The organism is uncultured Oxalicibacterium sp. (assembly GCF_913776015.1).
GTDB lineage: Bacteria > Pseudomonadota > Gammaproteobacteria > Burkholderiales > Burkholderiaceae_D > Oxalicibacterium.
On sequence record NZ_CAJYMD010000034.1, the window covers coordinates 1 to 18,102 of the forward strand.

The 18,102-nt window shown below is 57.0% G+C and carries 14 protein-coding genes and 1 pseudogene; 14 read left to right on the forward strand and 1 reads right to left on the reverse strand.

All coding sequences use genetic code 11. The features are described 5' to 3' along the window. Positions 1-81 precede the first annotated feature (81 nt). From murD to lpxC, 10 genes and pseudogenes are all read left to right on the forward strand, one after another. Positions 82-1,365 (forward strand): annotated as a pseudogene (gene murD / locus QZ725_RS05260) (UDP-N-acetylmuramoyl-L-alanine--D-glutamate ligase); the annotation flags it as partial. Further along, positions 1,362-2,573 carry a putative lipid II flippase FtsW gene (ftsW, locus tag QZ725_RS05265; protein WP_293777068.1) on the forward strand — a complete coding sequence of 404 codons (1,212 nt, stop codon included), beginning with the start codon at positions 1,362-1,364 and terminating at the stop codon, positions 2,571-2,573. The pseudogene murD and the gene ftsW, both read left to right, overlap by 4 nt. 8 nt (positions 2,574-2,581) lie before the next feature. Beyond that, the gene (murG, locus tag QZ725_RS05270) at positions 2,582-3,658 is read left to right on the forward strand and encodes an undecaprenyldiphospho-muramoylpentapeptide beta-N-acetylglucosaminyltransferase (RefSeq protein WP_293777101.1); all 1,077 of its coding nucleotides are present in this window, start codon (positions 2,582-2,584) and stop codon (positions 3,656-3,658) included. After that, positions 3,655-5,061 carry a UDP-N-acetylmuramate--L-alanine ligase gene (gene murC / locus QZ725_RS05275; protein WP_293777070.1) on the forward strand — a complete coding sequence of 469 codons (1,407 nt, stop codon included), beginning with the start codon at positions 3,655-3,657 and terminating at the stop codon, positions 5,059-5,061. The genes murG and murC overlap by 4 nt, the downstream gene beginning before the upstream one ends. 11 nt (positions 5,062-5,072) lie before the next feature. Continuing rightward, on the forward strand, positions 5,073-6,038 hold the full coding sequence (locus QZ725_RS05280; RefSeq protein WP_293777072.1) for a D-alanine--D-alanine ligase: 966 nt from the start codon (positions 5,073-5,075) through the stop codon (positions 6,036-6,038). Positions 6,039-6,045: 7 nt separating this feature from the next. After that, positions 6,046-6,828, forward strand: coding sequence for a cell division protein FtsQ/DivIB (locus QZ725_RS05285; RefSeq protein WP_293777075.1), 783 nt, complete (start codon positions 6,046-6,048; stop codon positions 6,826-6,828). After that, positions 6,825-8,057 (forward strand): cell division protein FtsA, encoded by a 1,233-nt coding sequence (gene ftsA / locus QZ725_RS05290; protein WP_293777077.1) that lies wholly within the window; start codon positions 6,825-6,827, stop codon positions 8,055-8,057. Before QZ725_RS05285 ends, ftsA begins: the two co-directional genes overlap by 4 nt. A gap of 116 nt (positions 8,058-8,173) precedes the next feature. Then, positions 8,174-9,358: a cell division protein FtsZ gene (gene ftsZ / locus QZ725_RS05295; protein WP_293777080.1), complete on the forward strand. Its 1,185-nt coding sequence runs from the start codon at positions 8,174-8,176 to the stop codon at positions 9,356-9,358. A 172-nt stretch (positions 9,359-9,530) separates the two neighbouring features. Further along, positions 9,531-10,034: a peroxiredoxin gene (locus QZ725_RS05300; RefSeq protein WP_293777083.1), complete on the forward strand. Its 504-nt coding sequence runs from the start codon at positions 9,531-9,533 to the stop codon at positions 10,032-10,034. A gap of 203 nt (positions 10,035-10,237) precedes the next feature. Beyond that, complete coding sequence (gene lpxC / locus QZ725_RS05305) at positions 10,238-11,173, forward strand: UDP-3-O-acyl-N-acetylglucosamine deacetylase (protein WP_293777085.1); 936 nt, start codon at positions 10,238-10,240, stop codon at positions 11,171-11,173. Positions 11,174-11,226: 53 nt separating this feature from the next. Here lpxC and QZ725_RS05310 read toward each other — a convergent pair whose 3' ends face one another. After that, positions 11,227-11,652: a DciA family protein gene (locus tag QZ725_RS05310; protein WP_366773750.1), complete on the reverse strand. Its 426-nt coding sequence runs from the start codon at positions 11,650-11,652 to the stop codon at positions 11,227-11,229. A 122-nt stretch (positions 11,653-11,774) separates the two neighbouring features. On the opposite strand from QZ725_RS05310, the gene QZ725_RS05315 reads away from it, so the two are divergent. From QZ725_RS05315 to QZ725_RS05330, 4 genes are all read left to right on the forward strand, one after another. Continuing rightward, positions 11,775-12,731, forward strand: a complete 957-nt coding sequence (locus QZ725_RS05315; protein WP_293777091.1) for a M23 family metallopeptidase — start codon at positions 11,775-11,777, stop codon at positions 12,729-12,731. Between the two features lie 200 nt (positions 12,732-12,931). Beyond that, positions 12,932-15,700 carry a preprotein translocase subunit SecA gene (gene secA / locus QZ725_RS05320; protein ID WP_293777093.1) on the forward strand — a complete coding sequence of 923 codons (2,769 nt, stop codon included), beginning with the start codon at positions 12,932-12,934 and terminating at the stop codon, positions 15,698-15,700. 224 nt (positions 15,701-15,924) lie between these two features. Then, a complete protein-coding gene (gene argJ / locus QZ725_RS05325) occupies positions 15,925-17,160 on the forward strand; it encodes a bifunctional glutamate N-acetyltransferase/amino-acid acetyltransferase ArgJ (RefSeq protein WP_293777096.1) in 1,236 nt (411 codons plus the stop codon). Between the two features lie 57 nt (positions 17,161-17,217). Then, positions 17,218-18,093 carry an ATP-binding protein gene (locus QZ725_RS05330; RefSeq protein WP_293777099.1) on the forward strand — a complete coding sequence of 292 codons (876 nt, stop codon included), beginning with the start codon at positions 17,218-17,220 and terminating at the stop codon, positions 18,091-18,093. Positions 18,094-18,102 lie beyond the last annotated feature (9 nt).

Sequence of the window (18,102 nt, forward strand, 5' to 3'; positions counted from 1 at the left end):
GGCGCATAGGCTCGCGTTTCCTTCAGTGCAGCCAGTGCCTGCGCAAACAGTTCGATCTCGCCCCATACCGGAATCTGCTTGTCGGCAGCGGCCGGCCTGATGCCGGAGCGCGAGCTTGCTGCCATCCTGCCGGCCGCTGCCGACAAGCAGATTCCGGTATGGGGCGAGATCGAACTGTTTGCGCAGGCACTGGCTGCACTGAAGGAAACGCGAGCCTATGCGCCAAAGGTCATCGCCATCACTGGCACCAATGGCAAGACGACGGTAACCAGCCTGACCGGCTTGCTGTGCCGTCGCAGTGGCTTGACGGTGCAGGTGGCCGGCAACATCAGCCCGGCTGCACTCGATTGCCTGCGTGAAGCGATGGCGTCCGATCAGTTGCCTCAAGTATGGGTGCTGGAACTGTCGAGCTTCCAGTTGCAGACCACCTATTCGCTGCAGGCCGATGTCGCGACCGTGCTCAATGTCACGCAGGATCATCTGGACTGGCACGGCGACATGCAAGCCTATGCGGATGCCAAGGCGCGCATCTTCGGTACCGACACTGTACGCGTGCTCAATCGCGACGATGCCTGGACCATGAAGATGGCTTCCGCTTCGGCTTCTGTGATTACCTTCGGTAGCGATGAAGCCATGCAAGCCGACTGCTTTGGCCTGGTCGACGAAAATGGCATGCGCTGGTTGTCGGTCGGTATCGCCGATGAAGAGCAGCAACCCAAGCGTCGCAAGAAGGATCAGGTCGAGGTCGAAGTCATGACCAAGAAACTGATGCCGGTCGATGCATTGCATATCCGTGGTCAGCACAATGCGGTCAATGCCCTGGCGGCATTGGCGTTGTGTCGCGCCATCGATCTGTCGTTCGCCCAGTTGCTGCACGGTTTGCGCGAGTATCGTGGCGAGCCGCATCGTGTCGAACACGTGGCCACAATCGGCGGTACCGAATATTACGACGATAGCAAGGGCACGAACGTTGGTGCCACGGTTGCTGCTCTCAAGGGATTGGGGACCGGGCGCGGTAGCGCAGCACCGCATCTGATTCTGATTGCCGGTGGTGATGGCAAGGGGCAGGATTTCGCCCCGCTGGCTGATCCGGTTGCCAAACATGCGCGTGCGGTTTTCCTGATCGGCAAGGATGCCGGCGCAATTCGTACAGCACTGGCCGATACCGGCGTTGCGCTGACCGATTGCGCAACGCTGGAAGCCGCCACCGAGCAGGCTGCGGCCATTGCCGGTGAAGGCGATGCCGTGCTGTTGTCGCCAGCATGCGCCAGCCTAGACATGTTCCGCAACTACGCGCATCGTGCACAGGTATTCGTCGATACCGTGCGTGAAATCGCACTCGCCCGCGGGGAGGTTGGCGCATGAAATTCGCCTTCCCATCCCTGTTCGGCGCACCGGCGGAGAAAAAGCCGGCACCGAAACTTGAGCAGCGTCCAAAGATGACGAGCTATGACCAGCCACTGGTCTGGGTCGTGATTTTGCTCATGCTGTACGGGATGGTTATGGTGTATTCGGCTTCGATCGCGCTGCCCGATTCGCCGAAATATGCGCGTTACGACAATGCGCACTTCCTCGGCCGTCAGGCCATGTTCATCAGCCTGGCCTTGTTTGCCGGTTTGCTGGCATTCCGTGTGCGCATCGAAACCTGGCAAAAATTGGCACCGTATCTGTTCGTTGCCACGCTGTTCCTGCTGGTCTTGGTGCTGGTGCCGGGTATTGGCAAGGGCGTCAATGGCGCACGTCGCTGGTTGTCTTTCCATGTATTCAATCTGCAGCCATCCGAATTGATGAAGCTGTTTGTCGTGTTGTATGCCGCCGATTACACGGTACGCAAGCAGCAAGTCATGCACAAGCTGACCAAGGGTTTCATGCCGATGACGGTAGCAATCGGTTTTGTCGGGCTGCTTCTGCTGCTGGAGCCAGACCTTGGCGCGTTCGGCGTGATCGTCTGTATCGCCATGGGCATTCTGTTCCTCGGCGGTATCAACGGCATCTGGTTCGGTGGCATCGGGGCAACGCTGGTCGGCATCTTCAGTCTCGTCATCATCGCGTCACCGTGGCGGCGTGAACGTATCTTCGCGTACCTGAATCCATGGGAAGAAAGCAATGCTCTGGGCAAGGCATATCAGCTTTCGCATTCGCTGATCGCGTTCGGTCGTGGTGAACTGTTCGGTGTCGGTCTGGGTGGCAGCGTGGAGAAACTGCATTACCTGCCGGAAGCGCATACCGACTTCTTGCTGGCAGTGATCGGTGAGGAACTGGGTTTTGTCGGCGTGCTGGTCGTGGTTGCCTTGTTCTACTGGATCATCAAACGTGCGTTCGAAATCGGCCGTCAGGCGATTGCGATGGATCTGACTTTTGCCGGCCTCACGGCCAAGGGCATCGGCATCTGGATTGGCGTGCAGGCGTTCATCAATATGGGCGTGAACATGGGCTTGCTACCGACCAAGGGGTTGACGTTGCCGTTGATGAGCTACGGCGGTTCGGGCGTATTGATCAACTGTATTGGCCTGGCGATCCTGTTGCGTATCGATTACGAAAACCGGGTACTCATGCGCGGAGGTCGTATATGACCACTCGCATGAAAACGCTGATGATCATGGCGGCAGGCACGGGCGGTCATATTTTCCCTGGCCTGGCGATTGCCGACACCATGCGCGCGCGTGGTTGGCAGGTGTCATGGCTTGGTACCACGCATGGCATGGAGCGCGATCTCGTGCCACAACGCGGAATCGAGATGGATGCGATTGCGTTCAGTGGTTTGCGCGGCAAGGGTATCGTGCATACGCTCCAGGGTGTATTACGTCTGGCAGGAAGTTTCGTGCGCTGCGGTTCGATTTTGTCGCGTCGCAAGCCGGACGTTGTGCTCGGCATGGGCGGTTACGTGACAGTGCCGGGTGGATTCATGGCTGCCTTGCGCGGTACGCCGGTGGCCTTGCTGAATGCTGATGCAGCCTTGCTGTTGTCGAACAAGACGCTGACGCCGGTTGCCAAGCGCGTGCTATTCGGTTTTCCGGCCGATTTCGGTGCGGCAGCAGGCAAGGCCGTGGTCACGGGCAATCCGGTCCGTCAGGAAATCATCGACATGCCACCACCGGTGCAACGTTATGCAGAGCGTACGGGCCCGCTGCGTATTCTGGTCGTCGGTGGCAGTCTCGGTGCGCAGGTGCTGAACGAAACCCTGCCCGCTGCGCTGACGCTGATTCCGCTTGAAGCACGTCCGATCGTCACGCATCAATCGGGCAAGAAGAATATCGATGCCTTACGTCAGCGCTATGCCGATGCCGGTGTGCAAGCCGACATCCTCGCTTTCATCGATGACATGCCGCGCCGCTACGCTGAAGCCGATCTGGTGATCTGCCGTGCGGGTGCGATCACGGTGTCGGAATTGACGGCGGCGGGTGTAGCGAGTGTGCTGGTGCCGTTGCTGGTATCTACCACTACGCATCAGCGCAACAACGCGCAATGGATGGCAGAACAGCAGGCAGCGATTCATTTGCCGCAAACAGAATTACAGGCAACGCATCTGGCCGATCTGCTGCAGCGCATGACGCGCGCGCAGTGCCAGCAGATGGCGGAGGCCGCTTATGAACAGGGACGTCGTGATGCCAATGAGGCGATCGCGAACGTGCTGGAAGAATTGGTGAAAGCCGCATGAAACATAAAGTTAAAAATATTCATTTCGTCGGTATTGGCGGCAGTGGCATGAGCGGCATTGCCGAAGTGCTGCTGAACCTGGGCTATACGATTTCGGGTTCTGATCTCGGCAGCAATGTCGCGACGCGTCGCCTGGCATCCTTGGGTGCCAAGGTCACGCAAGGACATGCTGCCGAAAACATCGAACAGGCCGATGCCATCGTGACTTCTACGGCCGTGCAGGCCGATAATCCTGAAGTCGTGGCTGCACGCGCCAAGCATATTCCGATCGTGCCGCGTGCTGTCATGCTGGCCGAATTGATGCGTTTGAAACGCGGTATCGCGATTGCCGGCACGCATGGCAAGACCACGACAACGAGTCTGGTCGCCAGCATTCTGGCTGAAGGCGGACTCGATCCGACCTTCGTTATTGGCGGCCTGCTCAACAGTGCCGGTGCCAATGCCAAGCTCGGTGCCGGTGATTACATTGTGGTCGAAGCCGACGAGTCGGATGCATCGTTCCTGAATCTGTCGCCAATGATCGAAGTCATCACGAATATCGATGCCGATCACATGGAAACCTACGATCATAGTTTCGACAAACTCAAACAGGCATTTGTCGATTTCACCCAGCGTCTGCCGTTCTACGGTGTCGCGATGCTGTGCATCGACGATCCGACCGTGCGTGAACTGATTCCACGTATTCCCAAGCTGGTAACGACTTACGGTTTCCACGAAGAAGCCGACGTACGTGCCGTCGATGCGTGTCCCGTAGCCGGCAAGATGCAGTTCACGGTGAAGCAGGACGGTTATGCGCCCATGCAGGTCAGCCTCAATCAGCCAGGTATGCACAACGTGCAAAACGCATGCGCCGCGATCGCAATTGCGCGCGAACTAGGTGTGGACGACGCCGCGACGCAAAAAGCGCTTAGCGAATTCAACGGCGTTGGCCGTCGCTTCACGCGCTATGGCGAAATCGCGATCAAGGATGTCAACGGAAAACCGGCTGGCTCGTTTGCCTTGGTCGATGATTACGGTCACCACCCAGTCGAGACGGCAGCGACGCTGGCCGCTGCGCGGGGTGCCTATCCGGGGCGTCGTCTCGTGCTGGCATTCCAGCCGCATCGTTACACGCGTACGCGCGATCTGTTCGAAGACTTCGTGAAAGTGTTGTCGACAACCGATTTACTGGTGCTGGCCGAGGTGTATGCGGCAGGTGAGCAGCCGATCGTGGCAGCGGATGGTCGCACCTTGGCGCATGCCTTGCGCGTGGCTGGCAAGGTTGATCCCGTGTTCGTCGAAAATATCGCCGAGATGCCGGCCACTATCATGAACGTGATTCGCGATGGCGATGTGCTGATCACGATGGGAGCCGGTTCGATCAGCGGCGTGCCCGCGAAACTGCAGCAGGGGCAAACGCAATGACTAATGAAAAAATGAAAAACGAATTCGGCAAGGTTGGCGTGTTGTTTGGCGGTCATTCCGCCGAGCGCGAAGTTTCCTTGATGTCGGGCAAGGGTGTGCTGGCTGCGTTGCAGGCCAAAGGCATTGATGCGCATGCGTTCGATCCGGCGGAGCGCCGCCTGGCCGAGCTGGCTGCAGAAAAGTTCGATCGCGTCTTCATCGCCTTGCATGGCATCTACGGTGAAGACGGTTCCTTGCAGGGCGCGCTTGAGCAATTGGGTATTCCCTATACCGGCCCCGGTGTGATGGCTTCGTCGATCGCGATGGACAAGATCATGACCAAGCGCATTTGTCTGAGCAACGGCGTGCCGACGCCAGCCTTCGTGTCGCTCGACGTCGCAACGACCACACCCGAGCGCCTGCAGGAAGTGGCGACCGAGTTCGGCTATCCGCTGATGCTGAAAGCGCCACATGAAGGTTCGACGATTGGCATTGCGCGTGTCGAATCCGCCGAAGCATTGCAGGAAGGGTTTGCATTGTGCGCACGTTACGACGACGTAATCCTTGCCGAGCAATTCATCAAGGGTCGTGAGTTGACGGTGCCGGTGATTGGTCGTGGTCGCGAAGCGCGTGCGCTGCCGATCGTGGAAATTCGCGCACCGCAAGGTAACTATGATTACGAACACAAGTATTTCAGCGACGACACCGAATACCTGTGCCCGGCACCGTTGGATGAAACATTGACCCGGCAGATTCAGGCACTGGCCGTGAATGCTTTCAATGCGATTGGTTGCACTGGCTGGGCGCGAGTGGATTTCATGCTGCGCGCATCGGATAATGCGCCATTCCTGTTGGAGATCAACACCTCGCCGGGCATGACGAGTCATTCGCTGGTGCCGATGTCGGCACGGCAGGCGGGAACCGGATATGAAGATTTGTGTGTGGAAATCCTGCGTCTGGCGACGCTGGGTTTGAAGAAAAACGTGAAAGGCGACTGATTCCATCATGTGGCAAGACGTACGATTGCTGAATGCGACAGCCAACACCCTGTTCGGGTTGGTTGCGCTCGCCATCGTCGCGTCGTGCCTGTGGTGGGTAGCGCAACGGCCGTACTTTACGCTGAAGGTGATTCGGGTCGAGGCATCGCAGCACGAACCTTTGCGCCATATCAATCCACTGACCGTACGTAGCGCGGCATTGGCAAAGATTAAGGGTAATTTCTTTACCGCGAATCTGGATACGGTGCGGCAGACGTTTGAATCGGTACCGTGGGTGCGCAAGGCGACGGTGCGTCGCTCGTGGCCCAACCAGTTGATCGTGACGGTGGAGGAATACACGCCGCTCGGTACCTGGGGCGACGATGGTCGCCTGTTGTCGGACAAGGGTGAAGTATTCGTCGCCAATCTGGCAGAGGCAGAAGAAGATGCCAACCTGCTGACGTTCGATGGACCGATTGGCAGCGAAAAGGAAGTGGTGGCGCGCTGGCAGGATTTGAACAACTGGTTTGCGCCGCTGAAACTGTCGGCTGAATCTCTGAGCCTGTCGGAGCGCTATGCGTGGACGGTGCGACTGAGTAACGGCGTGACCGTCGAACTGGGCAGGGAAAAGACGCCGTCCATGCTGAAGGATCGCGTGGATCGTCTGGTTGCCGTGTATCCGCAACTGGTGGCTTTGCTGCAGGACAGAATTGAAAACATCGATATGCGGTATCCGAACGGTCTGGCCCTGACTGCACAAGGGTTGACCATCGGGCCCAACGGCAAGAAAAAGGCAAACGGAAAGACATGACAAAAGACGCTAAAAACCTGATCGTCGGCCTCGACATCGGCACTTCCAAGGTGGTGGCCGTGGTGGCCGAGGTATTGCCGAATGGTCGCCATGAGGTCATCGGCCTGGGCCAGCACGAATCGCGCGGCCTGAAAAAAGGCGTGGTCGTGAATATCGAAGCGACAGTCGAGTCGATCCAGCGCGCGCTCGAAGAAGCCGAACTGATGGCCGACTGCAAGATCCGTAACGTCTACACGGGCATCGCCGGCAACCATATTCGCAGCTTCAATTCGAGTGGCATGGTGGCGATCAAGGAGAAGGAAGTCACGGCAACCGATGTGGCGCGCGTGATCGAAACCGCCAAGGCCGTCAACATCCCGACCGACCAGCAATTGCTGCATACCGTACCGCAGGAATTCATTGTCGATAATCAGGAAGATGTGCGTGAACCAATCGGCATGAGCGGTATCCGACTCGAGGTCAAGGTGCACATCGTGACTGGTGCGGTTTCTGCGGTACAGAACATCGTCAAGTGCATTCGTCGCTGCGGTCTGGAAGTGTCCGATTTGATCCTGCAACCGATGGCGTCGGCCGATGCCGTTTTGACTGCTGATGAAAAAGAACTCGGCGTAGTGTTGATCGATATCGGTGGCGGTACGACCGATGTGGCGATCTTCACCGAAGGTGCGATCCGCCATACGGCTGTGATTCCGATTGCAGGTGACCAGATTACCAATGACATCGCGATGGCCGTGCGCACGCCGACCGCGGAAGCAGAAGAAATCAAGTTACGTTATGGCGTTGCCAAGCAGGTATTGGCCGATCCGAGCGATACGCTGGAAGTGCCGGGTCTGGGTGATCGTGGTTCGCGCAGTTTGTCGCGCCAGGCGCTGGCCGCCGTGATCGAGCCGCGTATCGAGGAATTGTTCTCGCTAGTGCATCAGGTTGTGCGCGAGTCGGGCTACGAAGAAGTGCTGTCATCGGGCATCGTACTGACGGGCGGCACGGCAATGATGCCGGGCATGACGGAACTGGCGGAAGATATTTTTCTCAAACCGGCGCGCCTCGGTACGCCGGAGTACAACGGGCAGTTGGCAGATGTAGTACGCAGTCCCCGGTATGCAACCGTACTGGGTTTGTTGCTGGAAGCGAAAAAGCAGTATCTGCGTGGACATCTGGTCACGCGACAGGATGGATCGGCGACGGCGTTGGTGCGTCGCATGAAGGAATGGTTCTTAGGTAATTTCTGATTTTTGTTTTTGCAATTCACTCTTAATTTTTGACTTAACCCGCAGTTAGCAGTTGCTAGTCGTCACACCGCGTGATGCCTAGCAACTGGGAACTGCCCTCTCTAGAAGGAAATATCATGGAAATCGATATGCTCGAAAATGCTTCCCAAGGTACCGTGATCAAGGTTGTTGGCGTGGGCGGTGCTGGTGGTAATGCCGTGCAGCATATGATCAACAAAGGCGTATCCGGCGTTGAGTTCATCGCTGCCAATACCGATGCACAGGCACTGGAACAATCTAAGGCACACAACGTGATCCAGATCGGTGAAACCGGTCTTGGCGCAGGCATGAAGCCGGCTGTCGGTCGTCAACTGGCTGAAGAGTCGCGCAGCCGCATCGAAGACTCGCTGCGTGGCGCACACATGGTCTTTATCGCAGCCGGCATGGGCGGCGGTACCGGCACGGGCGCTGCTCCTGTCGTGGCGCAAATTGCCAAGGAACAGGGCGCGCTGACGGTTGCTGTGGTTTCCAAGCCATTCTCGTACGAAGGCAAGAAATGCATGGACATCGCCGAAGAAGGTCTGGAAGCGCTGTCTGAACATGTCGATTCGCTGATCATCATCCTCAACGAAAAGCTCGAAGAGATCTATGAAGACGACAGCATGATCGAATGGCTGCAACACGCCGACGATGTGCTGAACAATGCCGTTGCCGGTATTGCCGAGATCATCAACGTGCCAGGCCACATCAACGTCGACTTCAATGACGTGAAAACGATCATGGGCGAGCAGGGTAAAGCCATGATGGGTACGGCAACGGCACATGGTGTCGATCGTGCACGTATCGCTGCCGAACAGGCCGTCGCTTCGCCGCTGCTGGATGGTATCGATCTGTCGGGCGCACGTGGCGTCCTGGTCAACGTGACGGCCAGCCGCAGCCTGAAGGGCAAGGAAATCAAGGAAGTCATGGCAACCGTGCGTGCGTTTGCTGCACCGGATGCATCGATCGCACAAGGTATCGCCTACGACGATGCGATGGGCGACGATATCCGCGTCACGGTCGTGGCAACCGGTCTCGGCCGTGCACGCAAAGGCGTCCAGTTGGTGCAGACGCCAATGCTGCGTACCGGTACGCACAATGAACCAATGATGGCCAATACCGGCATGTTGCAAGGTTCGGTTCAGCCTGCGGCCTCGTTCGAAGGCTTGAAGGCGCCGGCCGTATGGCGTCGTGAATCGGCTTCGGATACGGTTCGTGCACTCGAAAAGAATGGCATGGAAACCTACGATATTCCCGCTTTCCTGCGCAAACAGGCTGACTGATCTGTAACCCGCCGGCTCAGGAAATCCCTGAGTCGTGTAAGGTTATTGTCAGACTGTCTGCAAAGGTAGGCAGAACAAGGCATACTTGCAAACTTACGCCGCGCCAGTGCGCGGCGTTTTTTCAACCGGCCCCGCCCGAGTTAACTCCCATCATTAATCAAAGGAATTCACGATGACTATCAAAGTTGGTGATCAGCTGCCAGAAGCGCGGCTCGCAGAATACATCAGTGTCGCAACCGAAGGCTGTGCCATCGGTCCAAGCAAAGTCATGGTGCACGAAGCCACAAAGGGCAAGAAAATCGCGATTTTCGCCGTACCTGGCGCATTCACGCCAACCTGCTCCGAACAGCACGCGCCTGGCTACATCAAGGCTGCTGACCAGTTCAAAGCCAAGGGTGTCGATGAAATCTGGTGCCTGTCCGTCAACGATCCATTCGTGATGGGTGCATGGGCGCGCGATCAAAAAGCAGAAGGTAAAGTGCGCTTCATCGCTGACGGCAGCGGCACCTTCACCAAAGCACTGGGCCTGGAATTCGATTTGACCAAGGGCGGTCTGGGCGTACGCTCGCAGCGTTACTCGATGCTGGTTGAAGACGGTGTCGTTAAAGTCTTGAACGTTGAAGACAGCGGCCATCTGGAAAGCTCGACCGCAGAAAAACTGCTGTCGCAAATCTGATCGTGTCCAGCCGCCAGGCTGGTACGCATCGTGCAAGCCGCTTCCGCAAACGAAGCGGCTTGCTGCTTTTTGGCGTGCCGACAAGAATTTGTGCATCGTCCTTATTGAAAAAGACAATTTGAACGGCATCGACCTTCGCAGATAAGCTGTTACAAACCGTTTCACACATATCGCAACACGCAACCATTGCCTATAATTCGCCCATGCTCAAACAACGCACCATCAAAGAACAGGTCAAGACGGTCGGCGTCGGCTTGCATTCCGGCACCAAGGTCGAGCTGACGCTGCATGCGGCGCCAGCCGATACCGGCATTGTTTTCCGTCGCATTGATCTCGATCCGGTGGTAGTGTTACCAGCGCAGGCGACCATTGTCGGCGATACGCGCATGGCGTCTACGCTGGCCAAGGATGGCGCCAAGGTTTCCACGGTCGAGCATTTGATGTCGGCTTGTGCGGGCTTGGGTATCGACAATCTGTATGTCGACCTGACGGCCGAAGAAGTCCCGATCATGGATGGTTCGGCGTCTTCATTTGTGTTCTTGTTGCAGCAGGCCGGTTTGCAGGAACTGGATGCACCCAAGAAATTCATCCGCATCAAGCAGCCAGTCGAAGTACGTCAAGGCAGCGGTGACCGAGAAATCTGGGCGCGACTCGAACCCTACAACGGTTTCAAGCTGCAGTTTTTCATCGAATTCAAACACCCCGCAGTGGATGGCACGGGGCAGACAGCGACGATCGATTTCAGTCTGGAATCGTATGTGAAGGATGTCGCACGTGCGCGAACCTTCGGCTTCATGCAGGATATGGAAACCCTGCGCGGGCTGGGACTGATTCGCGGCGGTTCGCTCGAAAACGCGATTGTCATGGACGAATACCGCATCCTGAATGCCGATGGGTTGCGTTACGAAAACGAATTCGTGCGCCACAAAATTCTGGATGCGATTGGCGATCTGTATCTGGTTGGCTATCCGCTCATCGCCAGTTATGTGGCGCACAAGTCGGGGCATATGCTCAATAATCTGCTGGTGCGGGCCTTGCTCGAACGTCCGGATGCCTACGAAATCGTAACCTTTGATCAGATCGAGTCCGCGCCCAAGGATTATGCCCGCCAAGCCGATCTAGAGTGGGCGCTCACCTAATTCTTCGCGCTGCCATAGCGGCCGCTTGGCAGTATTTTTTCCTCTTGATTAGATTACTCGCCACGCTGATGGCGTGTCAGTGCGCTGAGCGCCGCTTTTAGCGACTGGTTGCGCGGCGAGTCTTCGAGACTGGCATTCAGATCGTCAAACGCCGACACGGCATTGGAAGATAGCGTGTTCTTGGCCGAAGTTCTTGATTTTTCAGGGACTTTGGCGACTTGCACTTTGAGTCTGATTGCAGTAACCTGCCATCCCCGACGCAGCAGTTCCTCCTGAAACTTGGGTAATTGCTGCTTCAATCTGGCTGCCAGTGCCGTGTTGGGGACGGCCAAGACCAATTGGCCGGCATCGAACTGCAAGACGGCACATTGCGCAAACATGGCAGGCAGTGCTGTCGCACAATCCTTTTGCAGTGCAGCCATGCGGGATGCCATTGGCATGAGCGCGGCGAGCTTGTCGTGCGCACGCAGAAATTCCATCGCCTCCTTTGCAATTTTCTGCTGGGGGCGTATTTGTTTGTATGGGGTAAATGAGGGTGGCCACATCGTCATGAAACCTTATCACACCTCGCTTTGCATGAGCGGGATGACTGGGAGTCGTGATGCAGATTATCTTGTTGCACCCTCGCTTTACTCACGCCAAGTCGGTCACGCTGACGCGTCGGCATCTGGTTTTTCTCTTCGTTTTCTTCCTGTTGTCGGTTATTGGCGGTGCTTTTCTGCTGTCTTATGCCGCCTTGAGTCAGGCGTCAAGCATGCCTGCGCCTGTGCGCGAGATGTTCGGAGCGGCAAATGTGAGTGGCGATGCCGACAAGGATCGCTACATGAAGGAAAATCTCGCGCTGATGGCGCGTCGCGTCGGCGAGATGCAGGCGCAGATGATGCGACTTGATGCGTTGGGCGAGCGGGTCCAGGGTTTGGCAGGTGTAAAACCAACCGAATTCAATTTCGGTGAAAAGCCTGGCCGTGGCGGTATGGATCCCAGCATGGACAGCACCAGCAGCCGCGATCTGACGATGTCGGAATTTCAGGCGCTGCTGGACGGCATGAGCCGCGATCTGGAACGTCGCGCCGATTATCTGAACGTGGTTGAGTCCACGCTGATGAGCGACAAGGTGCAGTCCCGCCTGTTGCCGACGGTGCAGCCGGTCAACGTGGCCTATAACGCTTCCACCTTCGGACGTCGGCTCGATCCGTTTACGGGGCGCAGCTCCATGCATGAAGGCATCGATTTTGCCGCGCCGACCGGCACCCCCATTGTGGCAGCGGCTGGCGGTGTAGTTACTGCCGCAGAATTCCATCCGGCTTATGGCAACATGCTGGAGATTGATCACGGCAATGACATGATCACACGCTATGCGCATTCCTCGCGCCTGCTGGTCGGCGTCGGCGATATCGTCCGTCGTGGTCAGCATGTGGCCGACATTGGTAGCACCGGGCGTTCGACCGGGCCACACCTGCATTTCGAGGTGCGCATCAAGGGCGTGGCGCAGGATCCGCACAAGTTTCTGTTGGCTGGTGCCAGCCATGCCAAAAAGCTCGCGCTGTCTGGCCGCTGAACCTCTTGTTGCGCAGATAGTCCTATCTGGCGTGTTGCGCGACAGCATCTTTTTGTCGCCTCTATTGTTTCCTGTGTGTTAAGCCCAATATGCCGGAAACCGCATGTTAGAATCAGCCCTTTAGCCCAAGCCCAGAGCGACGCCCATGCAAGCGCATGTTCGCTGCGATTGTTTCAGGCGCATTTACTAGAAATCCAAGCATGTCATTCCTGACCCAGATTTTCGGCAGCCGCAATCAGCGACTCATCAAGCAATATCAAAAAACCGTTCGCCAAGTCAATGCTCTTGAGCCGGCTCTGGAAAAACTCTCCGACGATGAACTGAAAGCCAAGACACCCGAGTTCAAGGAGCGTATCGCCAAGGGCGAAACCCTCGATGCGCTGTTGCCCGAAGCTTTCGCGGTCTGCCGCGAAGCCAGCAAGCGCGTCCTCAAGATGCGTCACTTCGATGTCCAGTTGATCGGTGGCATGGTGCTCCACTATGGCAAGATCGCCGAGATGGGCACGGGCGAGGGCAAGACGTTGATGGCAACCTTGCCAGCCTATCTGAATGGCTTGAGCGGCAAGGGCGTGCACGTCGTGACGGTCAATGATTATCTGGCACAGCGCGATGCCGACACCATGGGCGTTCTGTACGCCTGGCTGGGCCTGACGACGGGTGTCAACCTGTCGCAGATGGCGCACGAATACAAGCAAAGTGCTTACCAATCCGATATCACGTACGGTACCAACAACGAATTCGGTTTTGATTACCTGCGCGACAACATGGTCTACGACGTAGCCGACCGCGTGCAGCGCGAGCTGAATTTTGCGATTGTCGATGAAGTCGATTCGATCCTGATTGACGAGGCGCGTACGCCGCTGATCATTTCCGGTCAGGCGGAAAACAACACCGAGCTGTATCACAAGATCAACGTGGTGCCACCTCTGCTGACCTTGCAGATTGGCGAGGAAACGCCGGATGGCAAGGGCAAGGTTGAAGTGCCCGGTGATTACACCAAGGACGAGAAGTCGCATCAGGTGTTGCTGACCGAAGCCGGTCATGAAAAAGCCGAGCGCATCCTGACCGAAATGGGGCTGCTGGCCGAAGGCGCTTCCCTTTACGATGCCGGCAATATTTCGCTGATCCACCATCTGTACGCTGCGCTGCGTGCGCATACGCTGTATCACAAGGATCAGCACTACGTCGTGCAGAACAATGAAATCGTCATCGTTGACGAATTCACGGGTCGCATGATGACGGGCCGTCGCTGGTCCGAGGGTCTGCACCAAGCGGTCGAGGCCAAGGAAGGCGTGCGCATCCAGAACGAGAACCAGACGCTGGCCTCGATCACTTTCCAGAACTACTTCCGCATGTACGGCAAGCTGGCCGGCATGACGGGTACCGCCGATACCGAAGCCTACGAATTTCAGGAAATCTACAAGCTCGAAACGGTCGTCATTCCGCCGAACCGTCCGAGCCAGCGCAAGGATAAGCAGGATCAGGTCTACAAATCGTCGTCCGAAAAATATGGCGCGATGCTCAAGGATATTCAGGATTGCTACGAGCGCGGTCAGCCGGTGCTGGTCGGTACGACGTCGATCGAGAATTCCGAGCTGCTGTCGAGCATCCTGACGCAGGCCAAGTTGCCGCACAACGTGCTCAATGCGAAGCAGCATGCACGTGAAGCCGAAATCATTGCGCAGGCCGGTCGTCCGCAAGCCATCACGATTGCCACCAACATGGCCGGTCGTGGTACCGACATCGTGCTCGGCGGTAATGTCGACAAGCAAATTCAACTGCTGCAGGCCAACGAGCAATTGAGCGAAGCCGACAAGGCGGCGCAAGCACAGAAACTGCGTGACGAATGGCAATCGCTGCATGAACAGGTTGTCGCGGCCGGCGGTTTGCACATCATTGGTACCGAGCGTCACGAGTCGCGTCGCGTCGATAACCAGTTGCGTGGTCGTGCCGGTCGTCAGGGCGATCCGGGTTCGTCACGTTTCTATCTGTCGCTGGATGACGCCTTGCTGCGCATCTTTGCCGGCGACCGCGTGCGCGCGATCATGGATCGTCTGAAGATGCCGGAAGGCGAACCGATTGAAGCGGGCATCGTATCGCGTTCGATCGAATCGGCGCAACGCAAGGTCGAAGCGCGCAACTTTGATATTCGCAAGCAATTGCTCGAATACGATGACGTTGCCAACGACCAGCGCAAGGTCATTTATCAGCAGCGTAATGAATTGCTGGAAAACACCGATGTTTCGTCGCTGATTGCCGCCTTGCGCCAAGGTGTGTTCGCCGACTTGCTCTACACCTATGTGCCAGCCGGTTCGATGGAAGAGCAGTGGGATCTGCCGGGTCTCGATGCTGCATTGCGCGACGAGTGGCAACTTGATTTCTCGATGGTGGAACTGGTCGAGAAGGACAGCAACATTGCTGAAGAGGAAATGCTCGACGCCTTGTTGAAAGCTGTCGAGGCATCGTACGAAGCCAAGGTTGCCATCGTGGGACAGGAATCGTTCGGCAGCTTCGAACGCAGCGTCATGTTGCAGGCACTCGATTCGCACTGGCGCGAACATCTGGCCGCACTTGATCACCTGCGCCAGGGTATTCACCTGCGCGGTTATGCACAGAAAAATCCGAAGCAGGAGTACAAGCGCGAAGCGTTCGAACTGTTCGGTCACATGCTCAACCTCATCAAGGCCGAGGTGGTGCGTATCGTCATGACCGTGCGCGTTCAATCGCGTGAGGAAATCGATGCCGCAGAACAGCAACTGGGGCAATCACAAGTCGAAAACGTGCATTACCAGCACGCCGAGTTCGATGAAAATGCCGCGCCTGAAGAATTGCTGGCACCGACCGCATCGCCGGATGCCGATGAGCAAGGCCGTACGCAGAACAACCCTTATCCGAAAGTCGGTCGCAACGACCCTTGCCCTTGTGGCAGCGGCAAGAAGTACAAGCAATGCCACGGCCGTCTGGCCTGATGGATGTGCAGGCAAGGCGATTTGAGTGATGTCGCCTGGCATGTTGTGTGCTGTTGGCGATATTGCTTTTCGCTCTCGTTTTGAAACTTGAGCTGATGCCTTGATAGGAAGGGCGGGTTGATTCCCGCCCTTGTTGTTTGCGCGACCGCTGTCGTCATCTTGTCGCGGCTTTGGATTTACAATAGCCGATCGTTTTCAACCGTATTTCTCTCTCACATTCCGCCATGGCCGTTAATCTTCCTCTTCCGATTCCAGAAAAACTGACCGCTGTGCGCGGTGTCGAACTTGGTCATGCCGAAGCCGGTATTCGCAAGGTCAACCGCAAGGATGTGCTGGTATTGAAACTGGCGTCAACCGCAACGGTGGCGGGTGTGTTCACCAAGAATCGTTTCTGTGCTGCGCCCGTGCAATTGTGCAAGGCGCATCTGGGCAGCTTGCGTGCCGATGCGCCGATTCGCGCGCTGGTCATCAACACCGGCAATGCCAATGCGGGTACCGGTGAAAGTGGTCTGGCCAATGCGCAGGCGACCTGCGACGCATTGGCCGACTTGCTCGACTGTGCGCCGACACAGATCTTGCCGTTCTCGACCGGTGTGATTCTGGAGCCGTTGCCGGTTGATCGTCTGGTGGCTGGTCTGCCACAGGCGATTGCCAATCTGCAGACGGATAACTGGTACAACGCGGCGCAATCCATCATGACGACGGACACGCAGCCCAAGGCTGCGTCGCGTCAGGTCGTTATCGGCGGACAGACCATCACGCTGACAGGTATCAGCAAAGGTGCCGGCATGATCAAGCCGAACATGGCGACCATGCTGGGTTTCCTCGCGATGGATGCCAAGGTGGCGCAGCCCGTTCTCGAACAGATGACGCGAGATGTTGCTGACCGCTCGTTCAACTGCATCACCATCGATGGCGATACGTCCACCAACGATTCCTTCATCGTCATGGCAACCGGCGCCGCGGCGCTGGAAGTCAACAGCACGACCTCTGCCGAATATGCTGCACTGTACGAAGCCGTGCTCGGTCTGTCGCAGGAACTGGCCCAGATGATCGTACGCGATGGCGAAGGCGCGACCAAATTCATGACAGTCACGATCGAAGAAGGCAAGGATGTGGAAGAGTGCCGCAAAATTGCGTATTCAATTGCGCATTCACCTCTGGTGAAGACAGCGTTCTTTGCCTCTGACCCGAATCTCGGTCGTATTCTGGCGGCGATCGGTTACGCCGGTATCGACGATCTGGATGTCGGCAAGATCGACCTCTATCTCGACGATGTGCTGGTCGCCAAGAGCGGTGGCCGCAATCCAGATTACCAGGAAGCGGATGGCCAGCGCGTGATGAAGCAGAGCGAAATCACGATTCGCGTCAAGCTCGGCCGTGGCAAAGCCGACGCCACCATCTGGACGTGCGATCTGTCGCATGAATATGTGTCGATCAACGCCGATTACCGTTCCTGATCATTCTTTCTGTGACGCGCCCTGGTGCGCGTCGCGGTTTTTGCTTTCTCTTCTCTCATGACGCAACTCGAACAATTTCTCACACGGGCCGAAGCCTTGCTGGGCCGTCTCGAAGCCTTCCTGCCGCCAGCCCTGACGGAGCCGGACTGGAATGCAGGTGTGGCTTTCCGCTGGCGCAAGTCTGGTGGAAAAAACGGGCGCGGCTATCTGCAACCGGTCGGGCATCGCTCCACCATCGCGCTGGATGATTTGCACAATATCGGTCCGCAGAAAGAACAGATCGAACAGAATACGCGTCAGTTCGTCGAAGGCAAACCGGCCAACAATGTGTTGCTGACCGGTGCGAGAGGTACCGGCAAGTCTTCACTGATCAAGGCGTGCCTGAATCAGTTTTCCGATCAGGGTTTGCGCTTGATCGAAGTCGACAAGGACGATCTTGGCGATCTGGCCGATATCGTCGATCTGGTGTCGAAGCGCCCCGAGCGTTTCATCATTTTCTGCGATGACTTGTCCTTTGAAGAAGGCGAGGGAGGCTACAAGGCGCTCAAGGTCGCGCTCGATGGCAGCATTTCTGCGCAGTCGGACAATGTGCTGATTTATGCAACCTCGAATCGTCGCCACCTGTTGCCCGAGCGGATGTCCGACAACGCCGGCTACAAGCATGGCGACGATGGCGATCTGCATCCGGGCGAGACGGTAGAAGAAAAGATTTCGTTGTCCGAGCGCTTCGGTCTGTGGGTGACCTTCTATCCGTTCAAGCAGGATGATTATCTCGATATCGTGGCGCACTGGCTCGGACATTTCGGTTGCAATGCCGAGCAGATCGAAGCGGCCAAGCCTGATGCCTTGCGCTGGGCCTTGCAGCGTGGCTCGCGGTCCGGTCGTGTGGCCTGGCAGTTTGCCAAGGATCATGCGGGCCGCATGCCGAAGTAAGCAACGATT

Coding starts and splice junctions, on each gene's coding strand:
- ftsW (WP_293777068.1), top strand. CDS start 1,362: ATGAAATTCGCCTTCCCATCCCTGTTCGGCGCACCGGCGGAGAAAAAG.
- murG (WP_293777101.1), top strand. CDS start 2,582: ATGAAAACGCTGATGATCATGGCGGCAGGCACGGGCGGTCATATTTTC.
- murC (WP_293777070.1), top strand. CDS start 3,655: ATGAAACATAAAGTTAAAAATATTCATTTCGTCGGTATTGGCGGCAGT.
- QZ725_RS05280 (WP_293777072.1), top strand. CDS start 5,073: ATGAAAAACGAATTCGGCAAGGTTGGCGTGTTGTTTGGCGGTCATTCC.
- QZ725_RS05285 (WP_293777075.1), top strand. CDS start 6,046: ATGTGGCAAGACGTACGATTGCTGAATGCGACAGCCAACACCCTGTTC.
- ftsA (WP_293777077.1), top strand. CDS start 6,825: ATGACAAAAGACGCTAAAAACCTGATCGTCGGCCTCGACATCGGCACT.
- ftsZ (WP_293777080.1), top strand. CDS start 8,174: ATGGAAATCGATATGCTCGAAAATGCTTCCCAAGGTACCGTGATCAAG.
- QZ725_RS05300 (WP_293777083.1), top strand. CDS start 9,531: ATGACTATCAAAGTTGGTGATCAGCTGCCAGAAGCGCGGCTCGCAGAA.
- lpxC (WP_293777085.1), top strand. CDS start 10,238: ATGCTCAAACAACGCACCATCAAAGAACAGGTCAAGACGGTCGGCGTC.
- QZ725_RS05310 (WP_366773750.1), bottom strand. CDS start 11,652: ATGGAATTTCTGCGTGCGCACGACAAGCTCGCCGCGCTCATGCCAATG.
- QZ725_RS05315 (WP_293777091.1), top strand. CDS start 11,775: ATGCAGATTATCTTGTTGCACCCTCGCTTTACTCACGCCAAGTCGGTC.
- secA (WP_293777093.1), top strand. CDS start 12,932: ATGTCATTCCTGACCCAGATTTTCGGCAGCCGCAATCAGCGACTCATC.
- argJ (WP_293777096.1), top strand. CDS start 15,925: ATGGCCGTTAATCTTCCTCTTCCGATTCCAGAAAAACTGACCGCTGTG.
- QZ725_RS05330 (WP_293777099.1), top strand. CDS start 17,218: ATGACGCAACTCGAACAATTTCTCACACGGGCCGAAGCCTTGCTGGGC.